26 protein-coding genes and 4 pseudogenes are annotated in these 24,523 nt (G+C 69.6%); 10 read left to right on the plus strand and 20 right to left on the minus strand.

Annotated features, from left to right (window positions below; all coding sequences use genetic code 11):
* Positions 1-48: 48 nt before the first annotated feature.
* Entirely contained in the window at positions 49-762 is a 714-nt protein-coding gene (locus LE181_RS04405) for a type 1 glutamine amidotransferase (protein WP_225659710.1), read from the minus strand.
* 416 nt (positions 763-1,178) lie between these two features.
* Here LE181_RS04405 and LE181_RS04410 point away from each other — a divergent pair, with 416 nt between their 5' ends.
* Positions 1,179-2,462, plus strand: a complete 1,284-nt coding sequence (locus LE181_RS04410) for a cytochrome P450 (protein ID WP_225659755.1) — start codon at positions 1,179-1,181, stop codon at positions 2,460-2,462.
* A gap of 30 nt (positions 2,463-2,492) precedes the next feature.
* Here LE181_RS04410 and LE181_RS04415 read toward each other — a convergent pair whose 3' ends face one another.
* Positions 2,493-3,638, minus strand: coding sequence for a terpene synthase family protein (locus tag LE181_RS04415; protein ID WP_225659711.1), 1,146 nt, complete (start codon positions 3,636-3,638; stop codon positions 2,493-2,495).
* Positions 3,635-4,312: a hypothetical protein gene (locus LE181_RS04420; protein WP_225659712.1), complete on the minus strand. Its 678-nt coding sequence runs from the start codon at positions 4,310-4,312 to the stop codon at positions 3,635-3,637. Before LE181_RS04420 ends, LE181_RS04415 begins: the two co-directional genes overlap by 4 nt.
* A gap of 309 nt (positions 4,313-4,621) precedes the next feature.
* On the opposite strand from LE181_RS04420, the gene LE181_RS04425 reads away from it, so the two are divergent.
* The 4 genes from LE181_RS04425 (at position 4,622) to LE181_RS04440 (ending at position 7,075) form a co-directional block, all read left to right on the plus strand.
* Positions 4,622-5,047, plus strand: coding sequence for an ATP-binding protein (locus LE181_RS04425; protein WP_225659713.1), 426 nt, complete (start codon positions 4,622-4,624; stop codon positions 5,045-5,047).
* A 111-nt stretch (positions 5,048-5,158) separates the two neighbouring features.
* Positions 5,159-5,731 carry a MarR family winged helix-turn-helix transcriptional regulator gene (locus tag LE181_RS04430; protein ID WP_225659714.1) on the plus strand — a complete coding sequence of 191 codons (573 nt, stop codon included), beginning with the start codon at positions 5,159-5,161 and terminating at the stop codon, positions 5,729-5,731.
* A gap of 180 nt (positions 5,732-5,911) precedes the next feature.
* Complete coding sequence (locus tag LE181_RS04435) at positions 5,912-6,115, plus strand: hypothetical protein (protein ID WP_225659716.1); 204 nt, start codon at positions 5,912-5,914, stop codon at positions 6,113-6,115.
* A 78-nt stretch (positions 6,116-6,193) separates the two neighbouring features.
* Positions 6,194-7,075, plus strand: a complete 882-nt coding sequence (locus tag LE181_RS04440) for a GNAT family N-acetyltransferase (protein WP_225659717.1) — start codon at positions 6,194-6,196, stop codon at positions 7,073-7,075.
* 52 nt (positions 7,076-7,127) lie between these two features.
* On the opposite strand, the pseudogene LE181_RS32400 reads toward LE181_RS04440, so the two are convergent.
* From LE181_RS32400 to LE181_RS04500, 13 genes and pseudogenes are all read right to left on the minus strand, one after another.
* A pseudogene (locus LE181_RS32400) lies at positions 7,128-7,214 on the minus strand (IS5 family transposase); the annotation flags it as partial.
* Between the two features lie 361 nt (positions 7,215-7,575).
* Positions 7,576-8,916, minus strand: coding sequence for a transposase family protein (locus LE181_RS04445; RefSeq protein WP_225659719.1), 1,341 nt, complete (start codon positions 8,914-8,916; stop codon positions 7,576-7,578).
* Positions 8,917-8,988: 72 nt separating this feature from the next.
* Complete coding sequence (locus tag LE181_RS04450) at positions 8,989-9,231, minus strand: hypothetical protein (protein ID WP_225659721.1); 243 nt, start codon at positions 9,229-9,231, stop codon at positions 8,989-8,991.
* A complete protein-coding gene (locus LE181_RS04455) occupies positions 9,231-9,443 on the minus strand; it encodes a hypothetical protein (protein ID WP_225659723.1) in 213 nt (70 codons plus the stop codon). Before LE181_RS04455 ends, LE181_RS04450 begins: the two co-directional genes overlap by 1 nt.
* A gap of 111 nt (positions 9,444-9,554) precedes the next feature.
* Positions 9,555-10,355 carry a hypothetical protein gene (locus LE181_RS04460; protein ID WP_225659724.1) on the minus strand — a complete coding sequence of 267 codons (801 nt, stop codon included), beginning with the start codon at positions 10,353-10,355 and terminating at the stop codon, positions 9,555-9,557.
* Between the two features lie 245 nt (positions 10,356-10,600).
* Positions 10,601-11,262 (minus strand): annotated as a pseudogene (locus LE181_RS04465) (IS5 family transposase); the annotation flags it as partial.
* 407 nt (positions 11,263-11,669) lie between these two features.
* Positions 11,670-12,077 (minus strand): hypothetical protein, encoded by a 408-nt coding sequence (locus LE181_RS04470; protein WP_225659726.1) that lies wholly within the window; start codon positions 12,075-12,077, stop codon positions 11,670-11,672.
* Entirely contained in the window at positions 12,046-12,258 is a 213-nt protein-coding gene (locus LE181_RS04475) for a helix-turn-helix transcriptional regulator (RefSeq protein WP_189447094.1), read from the minus strand. Before LE181_RS04475 ends, LE181_RS04470 begins: the two co-directional genes overlap by 32 nt.
* Positions 12,259-12,420: 162 nt before the next feature.
* Positions 12,421-12,629, minus strand: a pseudogene (locus LE181_RS32590) (IS5-like element IS4811 family transposase); the annotation flags it as partial.
* Positions 12,630-12,670: 41 nt separating this feature from the next.
* Positions 12,671-12,868 (minus strand): annotated as a pseudogene (locus LE181_RS04485) (DUF6262 family protein); the annotation flags it as partial.
* Entirely contained in the window at positions 12,865-13,098 is a 234-nt protein-coding gene (locus tag LE181_RS04490; protein ID WP_225659728.1) for a hypothetical protein, read from the minus strand. The pseudogene LE181_RS04485 and the gene LE181_RS04490, both read right to left, overlap by 4 nt.
* 84 nt (positions 13,099-13,182) lie before the next feature.
* Positions 13,183-13,419 carry a hypothetical protein gene (locus tag LE181_RS04495; RefSeq protein WP_225659730.1) on the minus strand — a complete coding sequence of 79 codons (237 nt, stop codon included), beginning with the start codon at positions 13,417-13,419 and terminating at the stop codon, positions 13,183-13,185.
* 224 nt (positions 13,420-13,643) lie between these two features.
* On the minus strand, positions 13,644-14,087 hold the full coding sequence (locus tag LE181_RS04500; RefSeq protein ID WP_225659732.1) for a hypothetical protein: 444 nt from the start codon (positions 14,085-14,087) through the stop codon (positions 13,644-13,646).
* 92 nt (positions 14,088-14,179) lie between these two features.
* Between LE181_RS04500 and LE181_RS04505 the strand changes: the two genes are divergently transcribed.
* From LE181_RS04505 to LE181_RS04515, 3 genes are all read left to right on the plus strand, one after another.
* Positions 14,180-15,127, plus strand: coding sequence for a LysR family transcriptional regulator (locus LE181_RS04505; RefSeq protein ID WP_225659734.1), 948 nt, complete (start codon positions 14,180-14,182; stop codon positions 15,125-15,127).
* Between the two features lie 556 nt (positions 15,128-15,683).
* On the plus strand, positions 15,684-16,214 hold the full coding sequence (locus LE181_RS04510) for a hypothetical protein (protein ID WP_225659735.1): 531 nt from the start codon (positions 15,684-15,686) through the stop codon (positions 16,212-16,214).
* Positions 16,215-16,461: 247 nt separating this feature from the next.
* The gene (locus LE181_RS04515) at positions 16,462-17,028 is read left to right on the plus strand and encodes a hypothetical protein (RefSeq protein ID WP_225659736.1); all 567 of its coding nucleotides are present in this window, start codon (positions 16,462-16,464) and stop codon (positions 17,026-17,028) included.
* A gap of 41 nt (positions 17,029-17,069) precedes the next feature.
* On the opposite strand, the gene LE181_RS32405 is transcribed toward LE181_RS04515, so the two are convergent.
* From LE181_RS32405 to LE181_RS04530, 3 genes are all read right to left on the minus strand, one after another.
* Positions 17,070-17,669, minus strand: coding sequence for an RDD family protein (locus tag LE181_RS32405; protein WP_225659737.1), 600 nt, complete (start codon positions 17,667-17,669; stop codon positions 17,070-17,072).
* Between the two features lie 126 nt (positions 17,670-17,795).
* The gene (locus LE181_RS04525) at positions 17,796-18,797 is read right to left on the minus strand and encodes a beta-ketoacyl-ACP synthase 3 (protein ID WP_225659739.1); all 1,002 of its coding nucleotides are present in this window, start codon (positions 18,795-18,797) and stop codon (positions 17,796-17,798) included.
* Between the two features lie 2 nt (positions 18,798-18,799).
* The gene (locus tag LE181_RS04530) at positions 18,800-20,551 is read right to left on the minus strand and encodes a fatty acyl-AMP ligase (protein WP_225659741.1); all 1,752 of its coding nucleotides are present in this window, start codon (positions 20,549-20,551) and stop codon (positions 18,800-18,802) included.
* Positions 20,552-20,889: 338 nt separating this feature from the next.
* On the opposite strand from LE181_RS04530, the gene LE181_RS04535 reads away from it, so the two are divergent.
* The gene (locus LE181_RS04535; RefSeq protein WP_225659742.1) at positions 20,890-22,419 is read left to right on the plus strand and encodes an amino acid permease; all 1,530 of its coding nucleotides are present in this window, start codon (positions 20,890-20,892) and stop codon (positions 22,417-22,419) included.
* A complete protein-coding gene (locus LE181_RS04540) occupies positions 22,416-23,216 on the plus strand; it encodes a GNAT family N-acetyltransferase (protein ID WP_225659744.1) in 801 nt (266 codons plus the stop codon). Before LE181_RS04535 ends, LE181_RS04540 begins: the two co-directional genes overlap by 4 nt.
* A 48-nt stretch (positions 23,217-23,264) precedes the next feature.
* Here LE181_RS04540 and LE181_RS04545 read toward each other — a convergent pair whose 3' ends face one another.
* Positions 23,265-24,473: a PP2C family protein-serine/threonine phosphatase gene (locus LE181_RS04545; protein ID WP_225659746.1), complete on the minus strand. Its 1,209-nt coding sequence runs from the start codon at positions 24,471-24,473 to the stop codon at positions 23,265-23,267.
* Between the last annotated feature and the right edge of the window lie 50 nt (positions 24,474-24,523).

The following is a 24,523-nucleotide window of genomic DNA, read 5'->3' on the forward strand; positions in this document are numbered from 1 at the left end:
GCAGCGGCAGGCCGGGCAGCCGTCCGTGAGCCCGCGGCCCTCGCCGGTTCACGGCGAAGGCACCGTGGCACGGACGACCCTCGCGAAACGCCCGGAGACCTGCCGCCAGATGGCCGCCGCCACCGGTTCGTCGGCTGTTGCCTGGCGCCAGACCTCTTGGGGGTCGAGGCCGTGCGCCGTCAGGGTGCCCGGATCCCACCGCCGGACGGTGTCCGGGCCGGCCTCCGGGTGGAACTGCACGCCCCAGGCCCGCTCGCCCACGCGGAACGCCTGATACGGGCAGTGCTCACCGGTCACCAGCCACACCGCGCCCGGGGGAAGCGCCGTGATGGCGTCCCGGTGCTGCTCCATGGCGGTGACACGGCGGGGCAGCCCGGCGAAGAGAGGGTCGTCGTCGGCTTCGGGCCGCAGGGCCAGGGGAGTGCTGCCGATCTCGGGCGCCCCGTGCCGCGCCCGTACCGTGCCGCCGGCCACATGGGCCAGCATCTGACCGCCCAGACAGATGCCCAGGGCCGGCGCCCCGGTCTCCAGCGCCTGGGCCACGAGTGCGCGCGTGGGTGCGAGCCAGGGCGCACGTCCGTCCTCGTCCGGCAGGTACCCGCCACCGAGGACGAGGAGGCCCCGGTGCCCCAGGCACGCGGGTGGCTCCGCCCCGTCGTAGGCCGCGATCACCTCCAGGTCCAGCCCGTCCTCGGCCAGCCACTCACCGAGACGGCCCGGACCGGCGCCCGGGGCGTTCTGCATCACCAGAAGCCGTGACACGTCCACACCTCCGTCCGGATCACCGGCTGCACGCGCCGCCCGCTGACCGCTCCCAAGGGAACCTTGCCCGGTGACAGCCCGGTTGCCACGCGCCACACCTCCGTACGGACCGGGCGCGGCCTGAGCGAGCAGCCGGCGGTGCCGGGCACCGGGGAACTCCGGGACGCGGGTGAGAGCGACGGCCAGGTGGTCGATGCCGGGCGGGCCGGTCCGGGCGCCGTGCCGCAGGCACACGTAAGTGTGGTGCGGCAGGAGTCGCAGCGCCCGGCCACCGCGGTGACGGGCGCCCGGACACGCGGCCTTCAGCCGCAACCGGACATTCCTCAAAGCCTCATGAAAGGCGTCCGTCGATGCTCCCACCACCCGTCCTCGACCGTGTCCACGCGGTGCCCCTTCACCGTGTCCTGGGGCACTTGGTGAGGGGAGGCCCGCTGAGGCTGGTGGAGGAAGCCGGCCGGCGGGGGCAGGGGACGGTGGTCCGGCTGGGGCTGGGGCCGTTCCGGCCCCTGCTGGTCACGCACCCCGACCACCTGCAGCACGTGTTGCGGGACGGGGCGGAGAACTACGTGCGCGGAGCCGCAATGTGGGACGCGCTGGGGCGGTTGACCGGTCAGGGCATCGCCGGGGAAGGGCCGGGATGGCTGGCCAGCCGCGACACCCTGCGCAAGGGGATGTCGGGCGGCTGTCTGCAGCGGACGGGGGAGGGGATCGCCGCCTCGGTCGAACAGGCGGTGCAGGAGCTGGCCGGCCGGGCGCATAGGCAGCCGGTGGACGCGGTGGTGGAGATGACCCGGCTGGTGCACCGTGTCATCAACCCCGTCTTCTTCGGCTCCCGCATCAGCGCCGCACAGTGCGACCGGCTGGGCCAGGAGGTGACCACGGCGCTGGGCTCGCTGTTGTGGCGCATGGCAATGCCCTTCGTGCCGAACCGCGTGCCGATGCCCGGGGACCGCGCGTTCCTGCAGGCGACCCGCACCGTCAACCGGATGCTGCTCCCTGTCATCGACCGGGCCCGCCGACAGGGCGGTGACGGCGCGGACCTGCTGAGCGGCTTGCTACGGGCGCGAGACTGCGATGGCCGGCCGCTGAGTGACGAGCACGTCGGTCAGGATGTGGTGGCCTTGTTCGTGGCCGGTTCGGAGTCCAGCGCACTCACGCTCACCTGGGCCTGGACGATGCTGGCCCGGCATCCGGCCGTCGCGGCCCGGGTGCGCCAGGAGGCGGACCAGGTACTGGCCGGCGGGCCACCGCGGCCCGAGCACGTACGGCAGCTGGTCTTCACGGGGCAGGTGATGGCCGAGGTGATGCGGCTGTACTCGATGGCCTGGGCCGTTCCCCGGGTCGCCCGGCAGGACGACATGGTCGGCCGGGTGCCCGTGCCGGCCGGCACCACACTGGTCATCTCTCCTTACCTCACCCACCGGCTGGCCGAGTTCTGGCCCGAACCTCTGCGCTTCGATCCCGGCCGGTTCGGGAAGAAGGCCGTACGCGAGCGGCACTCCCTGGCCTACCTGCCCTTCGGGGACGGTGCCCACCAGTGCGTGGGGCAGGCGTTCTTCGTCATGGAGTCGGTGCTCGTTCTCGCCGCCGTGCTGAGCCGCTACGACGTGCACGTATCCGGCAGTCCTCGCCCGCGCCTGGCCGTGGCCCTGCCACCCCGCAGCCCCGTCGGTCTCACCCTCACCCCTCGCCGCCGCTGAAGCCGGCCCGCCAACCGGCCTCTCCCGGTCCTACAGCCGGTCCCACCACCACGACAAGGAGGGAATCCCCGGCGGCCCTGCCGGCGGGACCGCCTCGGTGAAGGAGCCCGTGGTGACCACAGCGGCCGGATGGCGGCCGTCGGGGTCGGTGTAGCGGCCGGCGTGCAGGCCCCACTCCAGGTTGCCCCTGATGAGCGTCGACAGATGACCCAGGTGGCGGCGCACCGGCCGGCTCGCCCCCGGCAACACCCGGTCGCGCAGCTGCACGAACCGGGCCGTGAGGCGGTTGTTCAGCGCCACCGCTTCCTCCATCGCCTCCGCCAGGGACAGGGACCGCTCCTCCACCAGGACGTCCACCAGATTCAGTCGGCACCCGTTGCCGTGCCCGCTGTGCGCGGCCAGCCACTGCTCCTTGCCGTAGGAGAACAGGTCGTCGTCGAAAGCCGCCGTGGTGAAGGCCAGCTCCCGCAACGCCCGTACCGCCGGCGACACCAGTTCCCGTTCCGGAATCTCCTCGCCGTCGACGATCTCCGTCCAGCTGAAGGTCGCCGCGCCGGCCGCGGAGTGCTGCCGCATGCGGGCGTAGTCGTCGAGCGACGGCGTACGGCCTCGCAGGCGGCAGCCGAACTCCCACAGCACGCCGAGGAACCAGGCGCGGTGCCCCTCCACCATGCGCCGGGTCTGCACGGGTGTACCTGCGGCGCGGCAGCGCGCCGCCAGGTCCGCCGTCGCCGCGAGGAACGGCTCCACGACTGCGCCCGGTTGCGTTCCCGGCGCTTCGAGCACGCGCAGCAGGCGCGTGGCGAGGCCGGAGAAGTCGCTCGTCCGCAGGCTGGCGGGCCCCTCGTCGCAGTGCAGGTCGTCGAAGGCGAACATCAGCACGCACCAGTCCACGGCGATCTGGAGCCGGCCGGCCGGCGCCCGGGGCATGATCCGCCCGTAGAAACCCCCGCAGTCGTTGCCGGTCATCCGCACGCGGTGGGCTCCCTCCCGGCACAGGCCGTAGCCGTTCAGCCAGTCCGCCGCCCGGGCGTTCAGCAGGCCGGCGTCCGGGTGCTCGGCGTAGGGCAGGGGGCAGTAGCGTGGCGGAATCTCCACCCGGATGGCGTCCGCGACGCGTTCGCCGGGTGTGCTTCCGGTCACCCGGGCCGGAGCGCCACCGACCGTGCCGGTCACGGCAGCAGGGCGCGGGAGAGCGCCTGCGCCGCCTGGGTCACGTCACCGCCGGCGCTGGCGTCGAACACCGTGCCCTGGGCAGGCAGCGGGCTGGTGCCGAACGCGTCCTTGAGCGCGCTGTCCCCGCCCTGGCCGATGCCCAGGGCCGCGGCGCCCTCCGCCGTGCCCCTGGTGAGGTCGACCCTGGTTTTGTCCAGCTGGAATTCCAGGGTGAACAGCGTGACCGACTGCTGCCGCGCCCTGCCGGCCCCGGCGCCCTCGATGGTGGCCGTTCCGTCGGCCCTGCGGGTGCCGAAGTCGAACACCACGTCCGTGAAGGTCAGAGTCCGGCCCGTGGACTTCTTGAAGGTGATGCCACCCTCGGCCGGTACCGATCCCGCGCTGAGATCCAGCGCGAACCCGCCCTGCGTCATCGGCAGCCGCACGCACTGACGCCCGTCCACGTAGGCCATCACCGCCGGGCTCCTGGCGCCGAGCATCACCCCTTGGTCGGCGAGTGCTCTGGCGACGGCCGGCGTCGGACACAGATCCGCCTCCGCCTTGCTGACCTTCACCTGCGGAGCGGGCAGCACGCTCGGAGTGACCCCCGTCGCCGCGCCGGTCCAGGACAGGGCGAAGCCCATGACAGTTATGGCGCAGCTCAGCGCCGCGAGGTGGCTCCGGTGCAAGGACATGACGACTCCTGTCGACGTTACGCACGGAATGTCGGCACGTCTCTCCGCCGGCACCGGCCCTCCGTGTTGCAGGCTGGCCTTCCTCCACGCGACCACGCGGCCGAAGCGGGGACTACCCAGGTGGGCCACCCGGGTGACAGCGATCGCGGGCTGCAGCCGCGCGGCGGCCCCACTCGATGCGGCGGGGCGTTCGCGGCGCTCGGCCGCCGCACAGCGCGGACCGTGCGGGGTGGTGCCTACGTGTCCGGAGGCGTCCCCGGCTCGTTCTCGTCGTGACGGTCCATCTCCCTGACGTCCGAAGGAGTCCCGATGCGACGAGCCCTCGCGGCGGCAGCCATCGCCGCGGCAGCCCTGAGCGCGAGCACCATGGGAATGAGTTCCACCGCTCATGCGGCGGACCTGCCGCAGGCCCCCGACTTGAGTGGCGTGAGCGTCGGCGACCCCGCCGGCCTGAGCACGGCGGTGGACAGGGCTGCTCGGAAGACGACAGGACTGGCCGGCGACACCGGGAGCAAGGCGGTCAAGAAGTCGGTGCCCACGGCCGGCCGGACCGGCGGCACCGCGGTGAAGGAGACGGTCTCCGCCGTTCAGCGGGTCACGGGCACCACGGCGGGGTCGGCGGGCGAGCTCGTGGGCGAGACGGCGAAGTCGGCCACCGGGCAGGGCCTGCCCATCGGCGGCCCGCCGGCGAAGGCCCTGGGGCCCTTGAGCCTGCCCAAGGGCCGTTCCGTCTGAGTTCCGGCCGGGGGAGGGGTGTCCGTGATGGTCGATGGGTCCGCCGCGGGTGCCTCCGCGGACGCCTCCATCACCTTGACGGCGTTCAACAAGATCAAGTAATACTTCATTATGAAGTACGTAACTAATTCCGAGGGGCTCGCCCGCGACACGGACGGGCTGATCTATGACCCCCAAGTCCGCGCATCAATGGCCGAGTTCGCGGCTGAGGGCGACACGCTCCGCCTGGAGGCGGCGGCCGCCGCGCGCGCCGCGCACAAGTCCGTCGAGCGCCTGCGCGCTCAGGGCTCGGAAGGCCGCGGCCTCAGCGCGGGAGCCCTCGACGTCCTGATCCGGCTGCGCACCGTCGGCGAGGCCGGTGCGAATCCGGGCGATCTCGCCCGCTCCGCGGGCATGTCTGCCCGCAACGCCACCGGCCTGGTCGACACACTCGAACGCGAAGGGCTGGTCCGGCGCGATCCCGACCCCAGCGACCGCCGGTCCGTCCTCGCCCGCATCACACCCGCCGGACTGGCGTGGCTGGACGAATTCCGGATTCCGGCGCAGCGGGCGATGGCGGCGCTGTTCCACGGCTTCACCGATGCCGAGCTCCACCAGCTCCGCCACCTGTGCCTCCGCCTGGTGCAGAACCAGCAGAGCATCGCCGCCCACCTCGCTGCCACCGAAGGGGCGACCTCCGCATGACCACAGCCACGACCATCACCGACGCGCGCCACCGTCCGTGCCTACCACCAGGCCCGGTTCAGCGGTGACATCCCCGCCGCCGCCCGGACTCTCGCCGAGCCCTTCCACTTCCAAAGCCCCCTGCAGACCTCCGACAGCCCCCACGATCACCTCGGCGACCTGGACGCGTTCCTGGCCGTCGTGACCGGCGTCGACCTGATCAGCGAACTGTACGGCGAGAGCGAAGCCACCCTCGTCTACGACGTCCACACCTCGCTCCCGGCCATCGGAAGCCAGCGCACCGCCGAACACTTCCACCTCACCAACGGCCGGATCGACACCATTCGCCTGATCTTCGACGCCACCTCCTGGCACGCCGTCATGCAGGCGATCAACCCGTCCTGACGCCGGAGCACGGCGGGCATCCCGACGCCGCCGGGTGGCCTTTCCGGCCCTCGCGATCCTTCCCCTGACGGAGACAACTTGTCCATACGCCTCACCGCCCTGACCGCCCCCGAAGAGTCGTCCGCCGGTCGTCGACTGGCCTGGCTGGCCTCCGGCCCTGACGGCACCCCTGTCGGGCACGCCTTCCTGCGCCTGTTCACCAAGGACGGCCAGCGCCACCTCGCCGAAATGGACATCCAGGTCCACCCGGCCGAACGGCGTCGGCGGGCGGGCTCCCTCCTGCTCGATGCGGCCGTCGCCGCCGCCCGCCAGGACGGCCGGTGCAGCGTCATCGCCCAGGCCGAGAGTGGTTCCCCCGGCGCCGCCTTCCTCATCGCGACGGGCTTCCGCGCGGCACTGGCCCTGACCTACGCCCGGCTGTCCCTGGCCGCGGCGGATCACCCCGCCCTCACCGCCGCGGCTGAAACGCCGCACGCCGGTTACCGACTGGCCGCGTGGGAGGGGACGGTGCCCGACGAGCTCGCCGACACCTTCGTGGCATCGCGGCGCGCGATGGACGACATGCCGATGGGCGCCGTCGACTACGGCACGGTCGTCTGGGACCTCGACCGCGTACGGGCAGCGGCCTCGGCCGTCGCCGCGCGCGGGGACGTCCTCCACGCCGTGGCGGCCGTCGACCGGTCGGACGGCTCCATCGCCGGCTTCACCGAACTCGTCGTCCCCGGCAGCGGGACGGGCGATGCCCAGCACTACGGCACGGCGGTGCTGCCCGAGCACCGCGGCCGCGGCCTCGCCCTCTGGATGAAGGCCGCCTCGATCGTCCAGGCCCGCGCGCGCCACCCCCACCTCGACGGCCTGCTGACCGACACCGCCGACAACAACCCGCACATGCGGCGCGTCAACGATGAGCTCGGCTACCTGCCGACGCACACGGCCCACGAGTACCAGCTCGACCTGTAGGCCGGCCCTCTGGCTGAGCGTTTGGTCCGCTGATTCGTGTTTGGTCCCGGGCTTAGGTTCCGGGCCAGTTCGGTGTGGTTTCGTCGGTGAGGCGACGGGTCATGAGGTCGATCATCGCAAGGTGGATCATGGCTTCGGATCAGTGAGCCTCCGCCAACTTGAAGTCGCAGGTCAAAGGGCTGGTGTGACCGTTTGCCGTGGTGCTCACGCTGGTGGTGGGCGGCTGTCTGAGGAGTAGATCGTCCGCCATGACAGCGGCCGTGATCATAATGCGTCATCCGTTTTCCGAACGTGCACCAGGAACGCATGGAACCTGCTTGCAGCAGCATCTGTCAGAGAGGACTACGCACGGCATTTTGGATCGATTGGTGAACGCGTCCGACAAAGCTGGCTGCACCGCCCTGCCGGGCGGCATCCCAGGCGGGGAGGGCTGCGGCCCCGATCTCGACGGACTTCTGCCGGTCACGGGGCCGCAGCAATGGGCGTTGCTCGTGCTGCCGCTATCCGAACTTCACGTACGTCGGGTACGGCGCGGCGTACTCGTCCTGCTGGCGGGAGCCGAGGAACCTGCTGGACGAGGTGCAGCTGCTGTTGGTGTACAGCCGGGCGTCGGTGTCGGTGTCATTGTGCGCCAGACGTGCCCCGCCGGGGATGGCAATGCACGGGCCGGTGGGCGTGGAGCCGACGAAGGTCTCCGCTCCGGTATCGGCGCGTGTATAGAAGAAGGTGCCTTCGGCGGCCTGCGACGGGGTGGCCATGCCGGCCACCAGCATCAGCACTGCTGCTCCGGCGGTCGCCGCGATCCTGCTCATATGCCTCGGTGTACGCATGACGAGGTCTCCTTCCCTCTGTAGGGGAGCCATGGACGTGCACATCCAGGACAGCAGGGACATTAACGACCCAGAGTCGCTTTTCGCATAACCCATCCATCTGAGTGATGTGGCTAGATTCTTGACAGATGCCTGCCGCAATGCGCGGATGCACCGAGCCAGGAGCCCGCCCACCGTCAGCGGTTGACTTCGAAGGTTCGTTAGGACGAGCAGGGCGGGCAGGAGCGGGGTGGCGCGGGCGGGATCGGTGCGGAGTTTGGTGAGTGTCCGCCAGTTCTTGAGGTGGGCGAAGCCGTGCTCGACCGGTGCCCGTCCGACGGCGAGGACGCGGTTGGCGGTCTTTTGGCCGGGCGTGAGCTTGTGGGTGCGGCTGGCGTGGAAGCCGGTGACGATCACGGGGTCGCGTACGTCGTTGTCCAGGCCGCGGAAGCCGAGGTCCGCCAGCGCCCCGAGACCGGCGGCGCGCAGGTGGGCCAGGACGTGGTCGTGGCGGGCGGCGGTGATGTCGTGGATGCGGCCGGGACGGGCGGCGGATATCCAGATCAACCGGCCCCTCTCGTCGGTCAGGGCGAGGAAGTGCAGGCCGTGATGGTGATGTTTGCCGGAGTAGTTCCGCCGGTCAGCCCTTCCGGTGCGGCGTTGGGTGCGGATGAGGGTCCCGTCGATCAGGACCACCTCTCCGCCCTGTTTGGCGACCTTCTTCAGGGCGCGGTCCAGGCGCGGTGCCTGCGCGGTGAGCAGGGCGATCAGCTCGTCGCGCCAGCGGCGGACGGTGGACTCGGACACGTTGTTGCCGCCGGCCATGTCGGCCAGGCGCTGGTCGTGACGGAGCACGGCCAGGACGATCACCGCGATCTTCCCGGGCGGCAGGATCCGCCACCTGGACCGTATGGCCTTCAGATGGCGTCGCAGCAGATCGGCGAGGTGGTTGACGGTGCGCGTGGACAGCGGCAGACGGCACTGGTAGACAGGTGGGCAGGGGTCCTCGGCGTGCTCTTTGGTTCTCGTCACACCGCGCCAACGGCCTCCGGGGGCACCCCGGTTACGCTCGTGCCGCACCGCTCCGGGTGGCAGTGCCCCTGGTCACAGGCGGGTGGTGAAGCGGCCGTCGGGAAGTTTCCGCAGCCAGCCGCGGTCGGTCAGTCTGACCAGCTTCCCGCGCAGCGGCTCCAGCTTGCCCCGCACGCTGACATCCACTCCCAGCACTTCGCCGACCTGCCGGGCCATGACCGGCCCGGCCGCCTGCCGCACGACGGCGAGGATGCGCTGGTAATCCGGCGGCAGTGCGGTCTCCTCCACGTCCGGCGTGCGGTGCGGGATCAGCATCACGGCTTGGCCGCCACCTGACCAGGCACCGGCGCGGCTGAGGCGCGCTCGTCAGCGATCTGTTCGCTCATCCGCTCGAGGACGCGTTCGGCGACGGCGAGCTCGTCCCGCTCGGCCCGTACCTCCGCCAACTGCCTGGCCAGCTGTTCTTCGAATTCGTCCAGTTCCGCACGCCGCGCGGTGATCCGTTCCAGCAGCTCGGGATCCAGCATGCACAGGATCGTAGAAGGCCGCGCGGCCCCAGCGAGCAGGAACCGGTACCGGCGTATATACGGACGCGCTCGCGCTTCAGGGCTTGAGGAAGGGTCCCGAGCAGTTCGTCGTCAGTGCGCCCAGGGAAGCCGCACCGCCTCGATCTCAAAGTCGTTCAGCAGCGCGGTGATGAGGGCTGGAGGCCCGGCCACCTTGGTGGCCCACAGGTCGTAGTCGGTGCACAGGACCCATGAGCGGTCATCCGCCCAGAGGTTGGACGGGCTGAAGTCAGCCTCGGACCGGTCGTAGAGGATCTCGGCGTCGCCTAGTCGGCCCGCACGCACGTGGAGGTTGTCGAAGTCGTTGGCTCCGAGCACGAGCGGGTTGTAGTAGGCCAGGCAGCGGGTGTCCGGGCCCGCGGGACTGTACTGGGTGAGGATGGCGATCAGCCGGTTCCAGGTCTCACGGTCCAGGCTTCCCTCGGTCGGCGGGATCACGCCGAGCGGCCAGCTGCCTTCCTTCTTGGCCGAGGGAAAGCAGCGGTAGGAGGGCATCAGTCCGTCGGGCACGGCCGGGTCGCCGGTCCGCCGGGCGAGCTCGGCCCAGCGCAGCCGTCGCCAGCCGGGGCCCGGGTGCTGGGCGCGGCCCAGCCCTCCTCCCGTGGCGACGCTCACGGCATCGAGGTCCATGCCCGCGACGATGTGGGGTGGGATGCTCCCGTCTGCCAGACGTGCCTGGTGGTACTCGTGGTACGACACATCGGCCGGCCCCTGCTCGTGCTCGTACATGGCGTTGAGCACCCACACCGCGTCAGGCAGCGCCGGAGGCATGAACCCGGTGATGCCGTCGCCGCACAGCTCCAGCAGCCAGTCGGTGGCCCCGGACGGCACGAGCGGCCACAGGCTTGACATCAGGTTCGACTCCTCGGACATGCGCTCATGATCCCAGGAGCGGACCCGCCCTCCCGCGAGGGCCGGCATGACGCGGCCCCGTACCTCGCCGCCCCAGCACGTTTCCCTGTGCCTGGTTGGGATGGCAACACATACCTCAGCAACTGGCAATCCGACCGCTGACGGATGATCTACGCCTCAGACAACCGCCCACGACCAGCGCGAGTACTCCGAGAACCGGTCACACCAGCCCCTTTGACCAGCGACTTCAAGTTGGCGGAGGCTCAGTGTGGGTGGGTTGCGTAGTCGCGGGCGAGGCGGCGGTGGTGCATGAACCAGCCGAAGGTGTGCTCGATGGTCCAGCGCCTTGGCGACTTTGAACCCGCGGGTGCCCGGGGTCGCTGGACGGGGTGGACGTCGATGCCCAGGCGGGCGCCGTGGTCGATGGCGGCGGTGTCGGAGACACTTGCGGCGGTGACCATGACGGTCAGCAGCAGGCCCGTGTCCGTGCCCAGGTGGCGTTTGCGGCCGATAATCCGTTTCCCGGCGTCGGTGCCCTGGCTTGCGAGGTACACGTTGGCGGAGGTCTCTTGACCGTCTGGGAGTCCAGGACGCAGGCGGACGGTTCGGTGCTGCGGCCCTCGCGCTCGCGGACCAGACGCCGCAGAAACTTGCTGAGGTGCTCGAACACGCCGTCTTCCTGCCAGGCGGCGAAGTAGCCGTAGGTGGTCCGCCAGTGCGGGAAGTCGTGCGGCAGGTAGCGCCAGGGGATGCCGGTGCGGTCCACGTAGAGCACGGCGTTCATCAGGGAGCGCAGGTCGTGCTCGGGTGGGCGGCCGACGTCCAGGCCGCGGCCGCGGCGCTCGGCCCGCCAGGCGGTCAGCACCGGCTCGATCAGTGCCCAGCGGGCATCAGACAGATCGCCGGGGTAGCCACGGTGCACAGTCATGTTCCCGATGTACTGCGCAGTGGACGACCTGGCCAGCAGGCGAACAACCGCCGACCGGGGCGCCTTGGGATGACACAGGAGATGCCGGAACGAAACAGCCCTCTCCTGCCACAGCACAGGCTCAACGGCCCGCCATCCCCTCGGGCATCCGAACATCGAGACCGGAAAACCACCGCACATTGCCCTGAAACAGGCGCAAACGCTCAGTGAGAGGCTGTTGGTGATGCGCACACGCCAGAAGCGACTCTGTGGCTGAGCCAGGAACAAGTAAATGGCACGGTAAGTGGCGATGGCAGGGCTGAAGATTGCCGGGTTGTCGCCACTGGCCGTTCGGGGAGCGGTCGTTGCAGGTTGATCGCGTTGCCTGGTCGGGCATACGGTGGCGAGCCGTTGGAGGCGATGGCTTCTCAGGTGTTCCGAGACCAGAAGGCGACGAACGCGATGTAGGCGATGGCGGCGGTGGCCACGAACCAGAAGTAAGGATCGCCGCTTCGTCCGGATGCCAGTTCACCGATGAAGGCGCAGAGATTCCCTACGGTAAGCACCACGCCCGTGCCGGCCCAGGCTCGCCCTCCGATCCGGGCGAAGCGCTCGTCGGGAACCTTCTCGGTGAGGCCCTGATAGGTCTCGCTCCGGCGTCCCAGCAGCACCAAGGCAAGGCTGCAGGCCGCCAGGATCCCGAACGTCACCAGGCCGATAGCGAGGCGGCCGCCGAAAGTCGCGGCTACGAGGCAGCCTAATCCGACGGCGAGGAAGAAGCCGGGGACGGACCACCCGGCTGTGTTACTGGTCATCTGCTGGGCTCTCATCGACATGAAACATCTCCTCAACGCTGACCTTGAAGAACTTGGCCATAGACATGGCGAGCGGCAGGGAAGGCGTGTACCGCTCGGTTTCGATGGCGTTGATCGTTTGCCGTGAGACCCCGAGGGCCGTGCCTAGCTGACCCTGGGAGAGCCCTCGTGATGACCGCAGTTCCCTGACGCTGTTTCGCACATGTAAAGCTTACTTGTCACCCCTCGGCGGGTGTCAAGCACGCTTTACAGTGCTGGCGGGCCTGCGGGCCAGGCGTCGGTGGTGCCGGGGGGCTAATCACGCGGCTTGTGGCATCACATAGCCGTGGGCGAGGTCGCGGCGTTCGGCGGGACATGCCTTGCGGCGGGTGAGCCGTCGCGTCATCAACGTGATGGCGGCCCAGGTGATCAGCGACTCCGGCAGCTGCGGGAGGCGTTCGTGGTCGCGGCAGTGCCGACGGGCTCGCATGATCCACGACCATGAGCGCTCGACCACCCAGCGTCGCGGGAGAACGACGAAGCCCTTGGCGTCCGCGGCCGCCGCACCGTCTTGATGGTGATGTCGAGGTTCTCTGGCCCTGGCGGTCGTGGCGGCCGCGGCAGTCGGCGACCGCGTTCTTCACCAGGGCCCGGGCGTCGGTGTTCTCGTAGAGGAACGTGGTCGAGACACCCGCCCGCTCAGCGATCGCGCGGACGGTCAGCCGGCTGCGTTCTCGCCGGAGATGGCCGATGGCCTTCTCGACCGCCGCGACGTTCTGTTCGGACTGCTGACGACGGGCGGCAATAGCGGCTGCAGTGTTCTCGGGCCTCATGCGACGTCTTCGCTGATCTCGTGGCGGGCAAGTTCCTGGGCCCGGAAGGCGGTGGCCCAGATGCGGCCGAAGTAGTCCTGCGGCCGACGCAGATCGAGGGCCAGGGCCTCGTCGAGGAGGCCGACGGCGGCGAGCGCTTTCTCCAGGCCGGCGATCGCGCGAGCGGTGGGTTCGAAGACATCGTGCAGGTAGTCGCGGGTGGCGTCGTCGGGGGCTCGTTCGGCGAGCATGCGCCACTGCTCGCGTTTGCGGTGCCAGTAGACGAGGTCGGCGCCGGAAAGTGCAAGCTTGTCGCAGTTGTGACAGTCCAGGTTTCAGGGGCGGGAGTCGCCGCTGACGACGGGCTGGAAGGTGCAGAAGCCGCCCTCGGCTGGCGTCGAGCGGCGGGTGGGGTCGATGGACAGAGCCATGGCCCGTTCTCGGGACATCGGTTCGCCGCCGGAGAGGACGAAGCCGGGTTCTGCGGAACCCGGACCGGTGACCCAGACGGCGTTGAGGGCGTCGTTGAGCCGGGGGTCGGTGTTGGCGATGTGGGTGTAGTGCTCGGCCATGCGGATCAGGCGGCGGACAGCGGCGTGCCTGGCCCGACAAGCCGCCGAGCAGTACACCGCCCCCCGGCGCGGCCCCGCCTCCAGCAGCGATCCGCACACCGGACAGAACCGCTGACACGCTCGCCCGACGACCCCGGACACACCCCCAGGCTAGCCACTCACAAAGATCCCCGAAGGGAGATGAGAAACGTGCACTGACACCGGGAGGAATCCGTTCCGGGGTCTTACCTGTCCATGTTCAGCCCGATCGCCACCATCGCGCCGAGCACCACGATGACAAGGCCCGCAATCCAGGCCAGGCAGCCGGCGGTCGTCTTCACCGTCTCTCGTGCTTCCGCCCGGCGGCCCAGCTCCTCCGGCGTCACGGCCGGCCCGAAGGCCCGCCACAGCGCGCGGATGCACCAGTAAGGGCTCATGACGATCCCGTAGACCAGCAGGCAGAGGTAGTAGAGCAGCTCCAGGAACTGGGCGAAGAACGCTACGACCGCCAGCAAGGGGAGCAGCAGGAGGCCGACCAGCAGACCCTTGTCGTCGAAGACCCTGCTGAGCTGCGGCTTGGGTATGCGACGCCGGGGCCGGCGCAGGCCGGCCCTTCCGTCCGTCGCTGCGGGGACGTCCGTGGGCGGTGCGGTGGCTGGTGGTGCCGGGTACACGTGCTGCTGATCCATAGCGGGCGAGCCTACCGGGCCGTGCGCTCCGCATACCTGATCATCTGCTTGAGTCGGGGGCCGGCGTCCGACCGCCCCCAGGGGGAGGGCCCATGACCGCGGATCCGAGCACCCATCAGTTGCGACTGCTCCTGGTGCTGGCGGAGGAACTTCACTTCGGACGTGCGGCCAAGAGGCTGTTCATCAGTCAGCCCGCCTTCAGCCGGCAGATCCGCACCCTTGAGGAGCGCCTGGGAGTGGCCCTCTTGAAGCGGTCCACGCGCCGGGTGGAGCTCACACCGGCCGGGGAGGCTCTGCTGCCACACGTGCGGGCCGTCGTGGACGCCGTCGACGGCCTGCATGGTGCCGTGAAGGCGCAGGCGCGCCCGGGTCAGGACCGGGTGGTGCTCGGTTCCTACGTCTCCGGCCTCCCCGCCCTGCGGATACTTCTCGACCGGTTGCGTAGAGAACATTCGTGCCCCGAGGTCGAGTTACGCGCCGTGGGACCCGTCGATCAGGTGAGCGCACTGCTGAACGGCGATGCCGACGCAGTCATCTGCTACGGACCCATGCCCGAAGGCATCCGGACGCTTCCGCTGGGGACCGAACCACGCTTGGTCTGCCTGCCCGACAACCATCCGCTGGCGGACCGCGAGGCAGTGACCCTCGCGGAGCTGGCCGGCCTTCCCGTCGTCGGCTTCCCGCCTCAAGCGAGCACGGAATGGCGCGACTTCTGGGCCGTCGACCCACGCCCCGACGGTACTCCGGTGCGCTACACAGAACAGACCGGCGCCACCTTGGAAGCCTGCATCTCCCTCGTCGGCCTGGGGCACGGCATCCGTTTCATCTCCGAAAGCGGCCGGGACCTCATGCCCCGCCCCGGCGTCCGATTCATCGCAGTCACCGACCTGCCCCCGTGCACGGCGCTGTTCGCCTGGCCGGCCTCCCGCCCTGCCTCCCAGGCCCTGACCTCACTTCTGGGTGCGCTCCGATCGCACCTGCGCACCGCGGGCGAGGTGCGCCACCCCACCAGCGACAAGAGCTGGTGGAACACCCCGTGACAGCTGCTTCGTCGACGATGCAGGTAACGGTATCAATCGCTTGCTCACCCGCATCAATGAATCCTTGTGAAGGTCATCGTCTCCCTTCACCATGGAATTCAGGAGGCGGCCTGAAGGGCCGTTGAAATCCGGTTCCGACCGAACCGCTACGCAGGGGCGTCATGCCCTGAACCGATCGATTGAGGGATGAAGGTGTCACGAATCAAGCACCATCTTCTGGCTGCGGGAATAGCCGCCACACTGTTGTCCGGAGCCGGCATCGCCACGGCAGGTTCAGCTGCTGCAGAACCTCTTTCAGACACCCATCCGAGCGCCAGGCAAGGCTGGTATTTCGCCGGTCTCTACAAAACTCCCGACCGGTGCGCTGCAGATGGAAGAGCCTCCGGCCAGCAGTGGAAGTGCGAAGCAGCCGCAACGCCTCCGCACGGGCCGAATCCCCACAGGTGGCTGCTGTACTTGAAGTACTAGGGTCCGTCTTCAAAGATCGCTGAAGTGCGGGATCATGTTCGGGTGCGTCGACGTAACCCCTCACCCGTATCGCTGAGCAGGGAGAAACATGGCACCCTTCTGGGAAGCCCTCGTACCCACCGCCATCGGTGCCGGTACTACCGTCCTGGGCGTCTACATGGGGGCCGCCGTCGGCCGACGCAACCAGGACCGCCAGTGGATACGCGACAAGAAAACAGTCGCGTACGAGACTTTTCTGCGAGAGTTCACAGCAGTCGAGATCGAACTACGGCAAGCATATTTGGACGACCGCACACCCAACCCCCGCTGGGAACAGTTCAACGGGGCCCTGGTGTCAGTCAGCCTCCTCGCAGACAGGGACGTAGGGTCGGCCGCCGCACGCATCGCCGAACTCATCGAGCGGTTCACCCTCATTCTCGACGGGCGACCCAAGAGTCTGGAAGAGCTCAAGAAGGTGCACAGCGGACTTGTGGAAGCACAGATGAACTTCGTCAATGCCGCGCGCCGCTCGCTCGACCCTTCCCACGGCGACTTTGACTGGCAGCTCGGCGGACCGCCGCCCTGGTACGGGATCGAGCACTTTCACGGTCGTGCGAGCGCGGCCGATCGGACTATCTGATCACACCCGGCAACCATCAGGAAGGCCAGCAAACTCGGGGTGTGGCCCTCCACCGATCGAGTCTGTTCAACAATCTTTGAAGACGGACCCTGGCCGGCCGGCGCCGCGCATGCCGCCGGACCGGCGGGGGCAGTGGCGCGGCCGAGGCGCGCGGCGGGCCGTGGCAGGCGCTCCTCCGGGCCGTGATGCCCCGGAGGGGCGCGGTCGGTGCTTTTCCCGACCCACGCCGGATATCTAGACTGCCGGCATGGTTTCGGGGGGCTGGGGATGGTTCACGACGGTCGCGTCGATCCTGATCGGCCAGGCCACGGTTCTGACGATGGGTTTCCTCAACAACCGCTCCCAGACCAGGCGGGAAGCGCATGCCAGGGCGGCCGAGCGGTACAAGGTGGCCGCGGAACGCCGTGAGACGTTCGAGCTGGCCCAGCTCGTCGAGGTGAACACCCTGCTGCGGAACGCCATGACGTCGCTCCACGCCTTCGGTTCCGCCCGGCGGCACTACCGGTCGCGTCTGCGGGAGGACCCCGCCGCGCCGCCGGAGTCCCACCGGCAGCCGATGCAGGACGCGTCCGACGCGGCGGACGCCGCTCTGGACGCCTTGCGGTCACAGATCGGCTTCATCCTGGCCGACGACGTCCGGGCGCTGGCCGACGCCGCGGAGAAGGCCCTGACGTTGGCCGCGGCGGGCGTCCTGCTCGACGAGCCGGTCGACTCCGGTGCCCTGGGCGCGCGGGCCAACGCCGCGTATGAAGCCTTGTCCGCCCGGCTCCGGGACATCTATGCGACCCGGGAGTCCGCCATGCCGACGGCTTAGGGCCCGACTCCGCCGTCGGCGCGGCCGAACTCCACCACTGACTAGCGGCGCAGGTCCTTGCTGCACACGTACCGCAGCCCGCAACCATCCTCGTACGGCTCGCCGTCGTCTCCGAAGATCGACCATATCGGTTGCATCGGGAGCCAGGTCAGACCGAGGAGCCAGCGGCGCACGGCCTGCCAGAAGCGCGGACGTCCCGCGTCGTCCGCGCGCACCACGCGCGTCATGAGCAGGAACTTGCCCACCGTGGTACGGAACAGCACGGCCCCGAGCACATGGTGGACGAAGGAAATGGCGAAGAAGCAGATGACGGCGTAGGTCCAGTAGGCACCCGTGCCCTTGCCCTCCGACAGTCGCACGGCGAGGCCGAAACCGCCGAAGAACGTGATCGCCCCGTCGATCCCGGCGAAGGTGATGCGGCGCAGATCGCCGACCTCCCGGGGAACGGCGGGAGGCTGAGGGGGGCGCTGGTAGTACGCAGGCGGCTGCGAGGACGGATGCTGGTATGCCTGCGTCTGCTGGTACGGGTGCCCTTGCTGATACGGCTGCGCCTGTTGGTGAGGCTGCTGATACGGGTGCTGGTACGGGTGCTGCGGAGCATACGGCTGCTGCGGAGCCTGGTGCTGCTGGGGATCGATCACAGGGTGTCATCTTGCTGCCTGTTTGTGACAGGTGATTCACAGGTTGGTGTATGAGCGATACCAAAGTGATCAATGACTGTGTGCTGCCGACGTCAGTGCCGTGGGCGGACCACAGTACGCGAGGCGTCACGGCAGGGTGACCACGAGGGCGGCATGTGTCAGTCCGGCGCCGAAGCCGGCGAGCAGGGCCAGACCACCCGGCATCAGCCTCCCCTGTGCCGACAGCGCCTCCATGGCGAGGGGGACGGAGGCGGCGGAGGTGTTGCCCGCCGTCTCGATGTCATCCGCGACGACCACGTCCGCCGGAAGCCCCAACGCCTTCACCACCGCCTCGGTGATCCGTGCGTTGGCCTGGTGCGGGATGAACGCCGACAGGTCTTCCGGCCGTACACCCGCGGCCCAGAGCGCTCGGCGTGCCGTGCGCGGGACCTCTTTGATCGCCCAGCGGAAGACCTCGGAACCGGACATCCGCATGTAGGGCCACTCGGCGGCTGCCCCCCGGGTCGACGTCCACGGAGCCTGATGGGAGATCAGTCCGTGCTGATCACCGTCGGATCCCCAGCTCACCGAAAGGATGCCGGGAGTCTCCGACGGGCCGACGAGCACGGCACCCGCACCGTCGGCGAACAGGAAGGCCGTGCCCCGGTCGTCGGGATCGACGATGTCGGTCATGCGCTCCGCCCCGACCACCAGCACGTGGCGGGCGGTACCGGCGCGTACCAGCCCGTCGGCCACGGCAAGCCCGTAGCAGAAGCCGGCGCAGGCCGCGTGGATGTCGAACGCCGCCGCTGCACGGGCGCCGACGGCCGCGGCCACCTGTGGGGCCGCGGCGGGACTCTGCTGCAGATAGGACATCGAGGCGAGCAGGACGACGTCCACCTCCGCGGGGGTGACGCCCGCATGGGCCAGGGCCTTGCCGGCGGCCGCCGCGGCCATGGCGATCACGGTTTCCTCGTCGCCGGCCCACCGGCGGCTGACGATGCCGGAGCGTCTGCGGATCCAGTCGTCCGAGGAGTCCAGCCGCTCGCACAGCTCGTCGTTGTGCACGACGCGTGACGGGCGGTACGCGCCGACGCTCATGATCCTCGCACCCGGGCCCGTCGCGGCCCGGCCTCCTGCGCTCGCCATGGTCATGCTCCCTCCACCCGGGCGAGGTTCCCCTCGGCGTACTGCTGACGGCAGGTGCTGCGACGGACCTTGCCGCTCGTGGTCCGGGGAAGTGTGCCCCGTCTGATGACGACGACGTCCTCGGCATCCAGGCGGTGGTCCTCCCGGATGCGCCGGCGGACGGCCGTGGCCAGGGCCTCGCTGCCCGCCGTGCGCAGCGCACGGCCGTCGGCCTCGATCACCACCACGAGGGCTTCCTTGTCCCCCGTGTCCACGGAGAAGGCCGCGGCGGAAGCCGGGCGCAGCGCGGGATGACTGCGCTCCGCCGAGTACTCGAGGTCCTGGGGGTAGTGATTGCGTCCCTTGACGACGAGCAGATCCTTCAGCCGGCCGGTGATGTACACCTCGCCGTCGCGCATGAAACCGACGTCTCCCGTCCGGAGGAACTCCCCGGCTTCCTCCTCGCCCTTGATGCGGGCCTGGAACGTCTCGGTGCTTTCCTGCTCGCGACCGATGTAGCCGCGGGCCACGCACGGTCCGGAGGCCCAGATCTCGCCGACCCGGTCCGGCCCGACTGCCTGCAGGGTCAGCGGATCCACGATGCGCACCCGGGTCTCACCCACCGTGCGGCCGCAGCTGACCACGGGCAGGGCTCCGGACTCCGCGGTCACGGTCACCCGGCCCGCCCCCAGCGCCTGTGCCGAAAGCGTCAGGGCGGAGGGCTCCCGGTCCGGCGGGCTGCCGCAGATCTTCAGCGTGTGTTCGGCCAGGCCGTAGCCGGGGGAGACGGCCCGGGGGTCGAGGCCGTACTCCGCGAACTCGCGGGTGAACGTACGGACGGTGTGCAGCCGGACGGGTTCGGCCCCGTTGACGGCGGCCCGCCAAGAAGAGAGGTCGGTGCCCGCGGCCGGCCGCGCTTCGCGGACGCAGAGGTCGTAGGCGAAATTGGGGGCGGCGGCATGCGTGCCGCGAAACCGTGAGATGGCCTCCAGCCAGCGGGCCGGGCGGCGTATGAATGCCTCCGGGCCCATCAAATAGGAGGGAATTCCGGCCCACAGCGGCAACGCGACACCGAAGAGAAGTCCCATGTCGTGGAAGAGCGGCAGCCAGGAGACCGCGGTGCCGCCCTCACAGGGCCACAGCGCGTCGGTTTCGGCGGCGTTGTGCCAGAAATTGCGATGGGTCACCATGACGCCCTTGGGCGTTCCGGTGGAACCCGACGTGTACTGGAGCAGAGCGACGTCATCGAGGCCGGGCTCAGGGGCTCGGCCCCCGGCATCCGGCAGATCCGGCAGATCCGGAAGCTCCGGCAGCTCGTCGGTGGCCAGGAACTCAAGGCCGCGCAGTTCGGGAGCCGACGGGAAGTCGGCGAGGAGACGGTCGCGGACCTCTGCGGTGGTGAGCACCAGGCCGGTGCCCGAGTCCCGGGCGACGGAGTGCAGCCTGCGCAGTCCCTGGCTGTTCCGCGGCACCTGCACGGGAGCCCCCATGACCCCGGCTGCCGCGCAGCCCAGCCACGTGCGCACGAATTCGATTCCGGTCGGATACAGAAGAACGGCACTGCGTCCCCGTGCTCCCCGCTCCTGGAGGTGGGCAGCCCGGACCAAGGATTGCCGGTGCAGTTCGCGATAGGTCACCCGTTCTGCGGGGTCTTCTCCATTGCGCAGGTAAACGTAGGCGAGGGCGTCCGGCGTCTCGCGGCTGCGGCGAGCGAGCAAGGCGGACAGGGACACGGGTGATCGGCTTGTTTCAGGCACGGAGCTCACGTCATCCATTTCCAGAGGGGAGCTCTCTGTATAACCAGGTCCGCGGAGGTCCCTCAAGGAAGAAGCGAGGAGACTGCTAATACCACTAGTACCGCCTGGTAACAATACTCGCCGGTAGTTCATTGCCCAGTCTTTTCCCGGGTGGTGGCCCGGACCCGGCGATCACCGCCCCGTGGACGCTCCCAACTGCGTGGAGAGCAAGGTGATTCGCTTCTTTGACCGTGTGCTGCACTGCTACGGTGCCCCACGTCGTCAGCGGCTGCCGCGCGGCAGCCGCGTCACGGCACCCGTGTCCCCGTTCCCCCTGGCCCTGTCCGTTTCCGCTCTCCTCTGTGCGGAGGATCCCGATGCCTGGATCAGCGCGTGCACGACGGCAGCGGTCCGAGCCGCTGGACGACGACGAACGCACACTCGAAGAGCTCGGCTACACCCAGCAACTGCACCGGCGCATGGGAGCGTTCGGCACCTTCTCCGCGTCCCTGTCGGCCATCTCCATCATGTCCGGGACACTGCTCCTTCTCGGCTACGGCCTGAACAGCGGTGGACCCGCAGTGGTGGTGTGGGGGTGGCTGGCCGTGGGGCCGCCGGTGCTGTGCCTGGCCGCGGCGCTGGCCGAGATCACCTCCCGCTACCCCACCAGCGGTGGCCTGTACTACATGGCCCGCCAGCTCGGCGGTGAGCGGTGGAGCTGGTACACCGGCTGGCTCAACCTTCTCGGTCTGCTCGGCGGGATCGCGGCCCAGGGCTACGGCATCGCGACCTTCACCGCCGCCTGGGCGAACCTCCAGTTCGGCCACGTGCCGACGCCAGGATCCCTGCTGATCCTGTACGCGGTCGTCCTCGCGCTGCACGCGGCCTTGAATCTCCTCGGCACCCGGCTGATGAACGTCCTGACCTCCCTGAGCGCGTGGTGGCACCTGGCCGGGGCCGTCGTCATCACCGGCGCCCTGACCCTCGTCCCCTCCCACCACCAGCCGGCCGGCTTCGTGTTCTCCGAGTTCACCAACAACACCGGCTGGTCGAGCCCCGTGTACGTCGTCCTGCTGGGCACGCTGCTGCCGTGCTTCGCCCTGGCCGGCTACGACACCTCGGCCCACCTGAGCGAGGAGACCAGTGGCGCCTCCGTGGCCGCGGCGCGCGGGATCGTCCGCTCGGTGGCGGTGTCCTGGATCGCCGGCGGAATCCTGTTGGGCGCCTTGCTGTTCGCCGTCCAGGACTACGCCACGACACTGGGCAGCCGGACCGGGGTGCCGGTGGCGCAGATCTTCCTGGACGCTCTCGGCGTGGCGACGGCGAAGACGCTCCTGCTGGTGATCATTGTTGCGCAGTTCCTGTGCGGCTACACCGTAACCGCCGCCACCAGCCGCATGATCTACGCCTTCGCCCGGGACGGCGCCCTGCCCGGCTCGGCGCGCTGGCGGAAGGTCGGTCGCCGGACGGCCATCCCGGCCAACGCCGTCTGGCTCGCGGCCGGTGTCGCCTTCGTGCTTGCCCTGCCGTCCCTGTATTCCGCCACGGCGTTCTCGGCGGTGACCGCGATCTCCGTCGTGGGCTTCACCCCGGCCTACGCCATCCCGGTACTGCTGCGCCTGCGCCACCGGGACCGGTTCACCCCCGGGCCCTGGCACCTGGGCCGCTGGAGCCGGCCGATCGGCTGGGTGGCAGTGCTCTGGGCAGCCGGGGCAACCGTGCTGTTCCTGCTGCCGCAGTCCGGACCGGTCACCGCCGCGACCTTCAACTACACGCCCGTCGCCTTGCTGGTGGCCCTCGTCATGGCCGCCCTCTGGTGGCGCGTCGGACACCGTTCCTACGGCGTGCCCCGCTCCAGTACGGCGAACGCCCACGACCAGGCACACCACATCATGGAGGCACCGTGACCGTTTCCGCCGAGTCCATCGAATCGCTACAGCAGCTCACCATGGTCTGGCGGACCATGGTGCTCGACCGCGACGCAGACGCGGACGTGCGCGAGCTTCCGGGCCTCACTGTTCGCTGGGCCGACAGCCGGTTCGGGTTCTGGAACTGCATCACCTTGACCGAGGCCGGAGCGGGAGCAGAGCTCCTCAGGCACCGTCTGAACCAGGCCGCGGACATCATGCGGACAAAGAAGCACCCAGGCTTCGTGTGGCTCTTCGAAGACCTTCTCGACAACGAGGCCCGCTCCGCGCTGGAGACGACAGCCGAGCAGGCCGGCCTCCAGTACGCCTTCCCCGGTACGGGCATGGCCGGAGACGTGCTCCCCGTCCCCGAGCCGGTCCACCCCGACCTGACGTTCGCCCGCGTGAGCACCGACGAGCAGTTGCGCGCCTACGCCGATATCCAATCGCGCGCCTACGGGTTCCCCTTGGAGGAGGGCCGCGACGGCCTGGTCGGATCCGCGCTCTGGAAGAACGAGATCCACGCCTACCTCGCCGTGCGGGGAGACGAACCGGTGGCCTGCGCCGCCACGATCGAGGCACAAGGCCGCCTGTTCGTCGCATTCGTCGCCACGGACCCGCAGTGGCAGCGCAAGGGCTATGGCGAGGCGGTCACGCGCAAGGCGCTGTACGAAGGTGCGCGGGCCACCGGGCTGACCCGCGCCACGCTGCACGCCACCGCCGCCGGAGCCCCCGTGTACCCGCGCATCGGGTTCAAGCCGAACACACCGATCCACTTCTACAGCCTGAAAGGCTGATCGACTTCAAGACGGCGGACGCTCGGTGGGGCTCGGCGCCCTGCCGCGTCACTGGTACTGCGGGCGCCATTCGAAGAGCAGGATGGTCGCGTCGTCCCGCAGTTGGTTGCGCTGGTAGTCGAGGATGGCGTGGATGAGCAGCCGCAGGACCTCGGCCGGGCGCTGGCCGGCAGCGGAGGAGCGGATGATGAAGTCGGTGAACCGGTCGAGGCCGAACTCCGCCCCGTCCGCGTCGCGCGCTTCCACGACACCGTCGGTGTAGAGCAGGACGCAGTCGCCCGGTTCCAGCGCCGTCTCGTGGACCTTGCGGGCCGCCGGGGTGAGTTGGCCCGCCAGGCCGATCGGCGGCTGCGGGGGACTGTCCAGCACCCCGTCGAGCACCCGCTCGGCACGGATCAGCAGCGGCGGCGGGTGACCGCAGTTGACCCAGCGCAGCACCCCGGTGACCGCGTCGAGCCGGCACAGGACGCCGGTGCAGAAGTGGTCGGGCAGCCACTCGGCGAGCGCCTGGTCGACGGAGCCGACGACGTCGGCCAGGTCGCCACCGCCGCGGCGGGCGTTCCGCGCCGCCGCCATGGCGACCGACGTGGTCAGGCCGGAGTTCAGATCGTGACCCATGGAGTCGAGGATCATGGTGTGCAGTATGTCCTTGACGACCGAGTGGTCGAAGGCGTCACCGGCGACGTCGTACGCCGGTTCCAGGACCGCCGTCGATACGCACCTGCTGCTGCCGATGTTGTGGGACGGCAGGAAGGCCCGCAGCATCTCCGTGGGCAGCCGCATGGTCGAGGTGCGGGCGCGGGCGGCGAGCCAGTCGCTGTACGCGCGCTTGGAAGTGATCAGCATGGCGAACAGATAGGCCAGCATGCGGCTGCGGCGCATGCGCACCCCGTCGAGCGAGGCGGTGCGCACCGCCAGCACGCCCAGCCGCTCCGCACCGTCGACCAGCGGCATCCAGACGATCACGTCGTCGCCGACGTCGGCCACTCGCGGAGTGACCGTGCGGTACGCCCAGCCGGCCAGCGAGCGTTCCACCAGCAGCGGCTCCATCGTCTCGTCGAGCGGGACGAGCAGCTCTTGTTGCAGGTCGACGAGGTAGATCAGCGCGGTGCCCAGACCAAGGGCCGAGGCGCACCGGCTCGCCAGGCCGGGCAGTTCGAACGGCAGGGTTGTCTGCGCCTCGACGATCAGCTCTTCCAACCGGTTCTCGTCGACGGCGGTGTCGGGGCCGGCGGCCGCATGCGGTGGGTCCGGCACGGGATCACCCCTTCCGTACCCAGTCTCACACCGATCCCGACTTCTCTCAC

It is taken from the genome of Streptomyces sichuanensis (assembly GCF_020328095.1).
GTDB lineage: Bacteria > Actinomycetota > Actinomycetes > Streptomycetales > Streptomycetaceae > Streptomyces > Streptomyces cinnamoneus.

Bases quoted from the DNA above. Each gene is read 5' to 3' on its own strand.
- LE181_RS04425 (WP_225659713.1), top strand. From the start codon at position 4,622: ATGCGACGAGCCCTCGCGGCGGCAGCCATCGCCGCGGCAGCCCTGAGC.
- LE181_RS04525 (WP_225659739.1), bottom strand. From the start codon at position 18,797: ATGGCGAGCGCAGGAGGCCGGGCCGCGACGGGCCCGGGTGCGAGGATC.
- LE181_RS04470 (WP_225659726.1), bottom strand. From the start codon at position 12,077: ATGTCGATGAGAGCCCAGCAGATGACCAGTAACACAGCCGGGTGGTCC.
- LE181_RS04490 (WP_225659728.1), bottom strand. From the start codon at position 13,098: ATGCTCGCCGAACGAGCCCCCGACGACGCCACCCGCGACTACCTGCAC.
- LE181_RS04530 (WP_225659741.1), bottom strand. From the start codon at position 20,551: ATGGATGACGTGAGCTCCGTGCCTGAAACAAGCCGATCACCCGTGTCC.
- LE181_RS04505 (WP_225659734.1), top strand. From the start codon at position 14,180: ATGACCGCGGATCCGAGCACCCATCAGTTGCGACTGCTCCTGGTGCTG.
- LE181_RS04455 (WP_225659723.1), bottom strand. From the start codon at position 9,443: ATGCTGGATCCCGAGCTGCTGGAACGGATCACCGCGCGGCGTGCGGAA.
- LE181_RS04495 (WP_225659730.1), bottom strand. From the start codon at position 13,419: ATGGCCGAGCACTACACCCACATCGCCAACACCGACCCCCGGCTCAAC.
- LE181_RS04500 (WP_225659732.1), bottom strand. From the start codon at position 14,087: ATGGATCAGCAGCACGTGTACCCGGCACCACCAGCCACCGCACCGCCC.
- LE181_RS04430 (WP_225659714.1), top strand. From the start codon at position 5,159: ATGAAGTACGTAACTAATTCCGAGGGGCTCGCCCGCGACACGGACGGG.
- LE181_RS04515 (WP_225659736.1), top strand. From the start codon at position 16,462: ATGGTTTCGGGGGGCTGGGGATGGTTCACGACGGTCGCGTCGATCCTG.
- LE181_RS04535 (WP_225659742.1), top strand. From the start codon at position 20,890: ATGCCTGGATCAGCGCGTGCACGACGGCAGCGGTCCGAGCCGCTGGAC.
- LE181_RS04460 (WP_225659724.1), bottom strand. From the start codon at position 10,355: ATGTCCGAGGAGTCGAACCTGATGTCAAGCCTGTGGCCGCTCGTGCCG.
- LE181_RS04510 (WP_225659735.1), top strand. From the start codon at position 15,684: ATGGCACCCTTCTGGGAAGCCCTCGTACCCACCGCCATCGGTGCCGGT.
- LE181_RS04450 (WP_225659721.1), bottom strand. From the start codon at position 9,231: ATGCTGATCCCGCACCGCACGCCGGACGTGGAGGAGACCGCACTGCCG.
- LE181_RS04420 (WP_225659712.1), bottom strand. From the start codon at position 4,312: ATGTCCTTGCACCGGAGCCACCTCGCGGCGCTGAGCTGCGCCATAACT.